The sequence below is a fragment of the Rhodopila globiformis genome (assembly GCF_002937115.1).
Taxonomy (GTDB): domain Bacteria; phylum Pseudomonadota; class Alphaproteobacteria; order Acetobacterales; family Acetobacteraceae; genus Rhodopila; species Rhodopila globiformis.
This window is the reverse complement of the sequence record NZ_NHRY01000141.1, coordinates 1-3,307: the sequence shown is the minus strand read 5'-3', so window position 1 is coordinate 3,307 and position 3,307 is coordinate 1. Positions and strand designations below refer to the sequence as shown.

Below are 3,307 nucleotides of genomic sequence, written 5' to 3'. Positions count from 1 at the left end.
GGGCCTCGATGCTGGTGCGGACGGTGATCAGCGCCGATTGTCGTCCTCCCGTGCACCACCTGCAACTCGACCGCAAGTTGCAATCGGTGTCGCACTGACTGGCTCATGCTCCCTACAAACAGATTCTTACATCGGCGCCGGCGACCGGTGGACTGGCCGCCTGGCATTCCGCGGCGCGAACCTGCTCGCCGAGCGCGGCGGCGATATCGGGGCAAAGGGGGGGCGGCCACCGGTGCGCTGATAGGTCAGCGCCTCGGGGCCGTGTTCGTTGTAGGCGTGCAGCCAGCCCATCACGGTCTGCGCGCGTCGTCCCGTGCGTTCGGCAACCGCCGTGGCACAACTGCCTGCGGCGATCTCGTGCAGGGCCAGGAAGCGTTCGCGGCTGCGGGGATGGGCGGCGCTCAAGGCCAGATCACGCAGATCCGCAACCGTCTGGCCCCAGCGCTGATGGTCAACTTGTAGCACTGATCTGAAAAAGCCTCGTTCTGACGAAGATCGCCATATGGGAACGGCGGAATTCCTGGCCAAGAGGGGAAACCAACGGTTCCAAAGTAGACGCGGTTTAAGAAGCGCAGCAAGAAAATAACGACCCAGGCAGAAACGGCACAGGTCGGGACTGTCTCGGCGAATGGCGAGGTCGAAATCGGCCGAATGATTGCCGAAGCGATGCAGAAAGTCGGCAACGAAGGCGTCATTACCGTCGAGGAAGCGAAAGGCATTCAGACCGAACTCGATGTCGTCGAGGGCATGCAGTTCGATCGCGGCTATATGTCACCATATTTTATCACCAACGCTGAGCTCGACTTTCCGCCCCTCATTTCTTATCCGCTCATATCAGCGTCCAGAAGATGGCCTCGGCGGCGATGAAGCGGAGAGCCTGGTCGAGCGGCAGGATGGTGCGGCCGAATGGGCCGGTGGGTGACCAGCGGTCGGTGGGTAGCGACCAGTAGAGCACCTCGACGTGGTCGCCGTCAGTGTCAGGGCGCAGGCGCGCCACCGGCGCGCCTGAGGCGGCATGGGTGAGCGTGTAGCCGCGATTGCGCCGTTCAACGCACACGGCACCTTGCGGGAAGGCGAAGCGCTCGATGCGCTGGATGATCAGGTCGGTCATGCCGGCATCACCATAACCCGTACGGTGGCTACCCGTCGCCACGGTGGATGCACAGTGGTGTGAACTGCGGCGCCGTCGTGCGCGTTTCCCGCCGATGACCCCGGATCCTCACCCCACGCCCATCGACCCACCGCCCGCTGCCGCCGTGCCGGCGTTGCTCGCCGCCTGGCTGGCGCCGTTCCGCGATGGCTTCGCCGCCGCGGTCTGGCCGCGCGTGCTGGTGCTGATCGCCGGCGCGGCCCTGGCACCGGGGCAGCGCACCGTCAGCGCCGCGCTGCGGGTGATGGGGCTGGCGGATCAGCCGGGCTTCGGCCGCTACCACGAGGTGCTGAGCGAGGCGCGCTGGGATGGGCGGGCGCTGGCACGCACGCTGCTGCGCCACCTGATCGACCAACTGCTGCCCGAGGGTGAGGTGGTGATCGTCCCCGACGACACCATCGAGCGGCGCTGGGGACCCTGCATCCGCGACCGCGGCATCTACCGCGACCCGGTGCGCTCCTCGCGCGGCTTCTTCGTCAAGACCTCCGGCCTGCGCTGGCTCTCGCTCGCGGTGGTGCTGCCGATCCCGTGGGCAAGGCGGCGCTGGGCGAGGCTGGCCAAGGTTCCGGCCGCGTAGCGGCTGGAATGCCAGACGAGGGATTGCCGTTCCTGACCATCCTCGCGCCCTCGCAGCGTGCCAATGCCGCGCGCGGTCGGCGCCACAAGCCGCTGACCCGCTGGGCGAGGCTGGCCAAGGTTCCATCGGCGTAGCCGATGGAATGCCAGACGAGGGGATCCAGGCGATCCTGCAAATCCGGCGCTGGCTCCCTCATCTGCCATTCCACCGGCTGTCGCCGGCGGAACCTTGGGCAGCTTCGCCCGGCCGCGCCATCACCATTGTCGGCGACAGCAGCTTCGCCAGCCTTGAGCTGATCGCCGCGGTGCGCCGCTACGTCCGCCTGGTCACCCGCCTGCGGCTGGACGCCAGCCTGTTCGCCCCGCCCCCACCCCGCCGGCCTGGCCAGCGCGGCCCGAAGGCCTGCAAGGGCCATCGCCTGGCCAAGCTCACCGCGGTGCTGGCCAATCCGGCCACCCGGTGGACCCGGGTGTGGGTGAACGAATGGTACGGCGACGAGGGCCGTATCCTGGAGATCGTCTCCGGCACCGCGATCTGGTACCATCCCGGCCTGCCGCCGGCGCCAATCCGCTGGGTGCTGGTGCGCGATCCTTCCGGCCAACGCGAGCCGCAGGCCTTCCTCAGCACCAACCTCGACGACAAGCCCGAAGCGATCCTCGGCCGCTTCGTCTGGCGCTGGCGGATCGAGACCACGTTCCAGGAAGTGCGCCGTCACCTTGGCGCCGAAACCCAGCGGCAGTGGTCGGACCTGGCCATCCGCCGGACCACGCCGGTGCTGCTCGGATTGTTCTCACTGGTGACGCTGTGGGCTGGCGAGCTGATGGGGGATGCCGCCACCGCGCCGCAGCCACGGACGGCCGCCTGGTACGCCAAGCCGCTGCCGACATTCAGCGACGCCATCGCCGCGGTCCGCAGGGCGTTCTGGTGCCCGGCGGAATTATCGATGTCCCGGCCGGGGCAGGCGACCGTGGAAATTCCGGTTACTCTGCTGCGGCGTCTGGTTGATACCGTCGCCTATGCCGCCTGATGCCGCACATTCTGGGCTGTTTGGTGAGACGCTGAACCGGTTGGATCAAATAAGGACCGGCGGAAAGTCGAGCTTTGGTATTGGATTTCATGCTGGTGCTTTGGACAGCATGGAGAGTGGCCATAAGCGGATCCGGACGATGAGCAAGAAAAGACGTCGGCACTCCTTCGGCAATGCATGCACCCCAGCACAGGAAATAGGTGTACAGGTCAAGAGTCCGTTCTGTTAGCGGGACGATCCCATTGATTACGTGAAATGATCTACGTAACGAGGCGGTATGTCTTTGCGCCGGCGCTGTATTTGACACAACCGTTATGGAGGAACGGCACATGAACCTTGGGTCCCGGGTTTTCTCCTACTTCAAGGGAAGACAGGTCGGCGCCGACGCGGTAGGCAACCGCTACTTCATCGAACGCCGCCCTGGCGCTAGTACACCTCGCCGGAAGAACGAACCCCATTTCGACGGCCGCTCACGCAGCGAGCGGCTTGCCGGTCATGGTCCACTTGAACGGCTTGGCGAGGGTGCGGTTGAAGTAGGCGATGAAGGCCTCGA

At 65.9% G+C, this 3,307-nt stretch carries 4 protein-coding genes and 2 pseudogenes; 4 read left to right on the top strand and 2 right to left on the bottom strand.

The window, feature by feature from the left end:
- Positions 1-126: 126 nt before the first annotated feature.
- Positions 127-465, bottom strand: a complete 339-nt coding sequence (locus CCS01_RS33705; RefSeq protein ID WP_158258388.1) for a helix-turn-helix domain-containing protein — start codon at positions 463-465, stop codon at positions 127-129.
- 99 nt (positions 466-564) lie between these two features.
- Here CCS01_RS33705 and groEL point away from each other — a divergent pair.
- Positions 565-819, top strand: a pseudogene (gene groEL, locus CCS01_RS14225) (chaperonin GroEL); the annotation flags it as partial.
- A gap of 10 nt (positions 820-829) precedes the next feature.
- Here groEL and CCS01_RS14220 read toward each other — a convergent pair.
- Entirely contained in the window at positions 830-1,111 is a 282-nt protein-coding gene (locus tag CCS01_RS14220; RefSeq protein ID WP_104519472.1) for a hypothetical protein, read from the bottom strand.
- A 94-nt stretch (positions 1,112-1,205) separates the two neighbouring features.
- On the opposite strand from CCS01_RS14220, the gene CCS01_RS14215 reads away from it, so the two are divergent.
- From CCS01_RS14215 to CCS01_RS34660, 3 genes and pseudogenes are all read left to right on the top strand, one after another.
- Positions 1,206-1,727, top strand: a complete 522-nt coding sequence (locus CCS01_RS14215; RefSeq protein ID WP_204848273.1) for a transposase — start codon at positions 1,206-1,208, stop codon at positions 1,725-1,727.
- Positions 1,728-1,869: 142 nt separating this feature from the next.
- Positions 1,870-2,754: a hypothetical protein gene (locus CCS01_RS14210; RefSeq protein ID WP_104519471.1), complete on the top strand. Its 885-nt coding sequence runs from the start codon at positions 1,870-1,872 to the stop codon at positions 2,752-2,754.
- A gap of 329 nt (positions 2,755-3,083) precedes the next feature.
- A pseudogene (locus tag CCS01_RS34660) lies at positions 3,084-3,307 on the top strand (hypothetical protein); the annotation flags it as partial.

Bases quoted from the DNA above. Each gene is read 5' to 3' on its own strand.
- CCS01_RS14220 (WP_104519472.1), bottom strand. From the start codon at position 1,111: ATGACCGACCTGATCATCCAGCGCATCGAGCGCTTCGCCTTCCCGCAA.
- CCS01_RS14215 (WP_204848273.1), top strand. From the start codon at position 1,206: ATGACCCCGGATCCTCACCCCACGCCCATCGACCCACCGCCCGCTGCC.
- CCS01_RS14210 (WP_104519471.1), top strand. From the start codon at position 1,870: ATGCCAGACGAGGGGATCCAGGCGATCCTGCAAATCCGGCGCTGGCTC.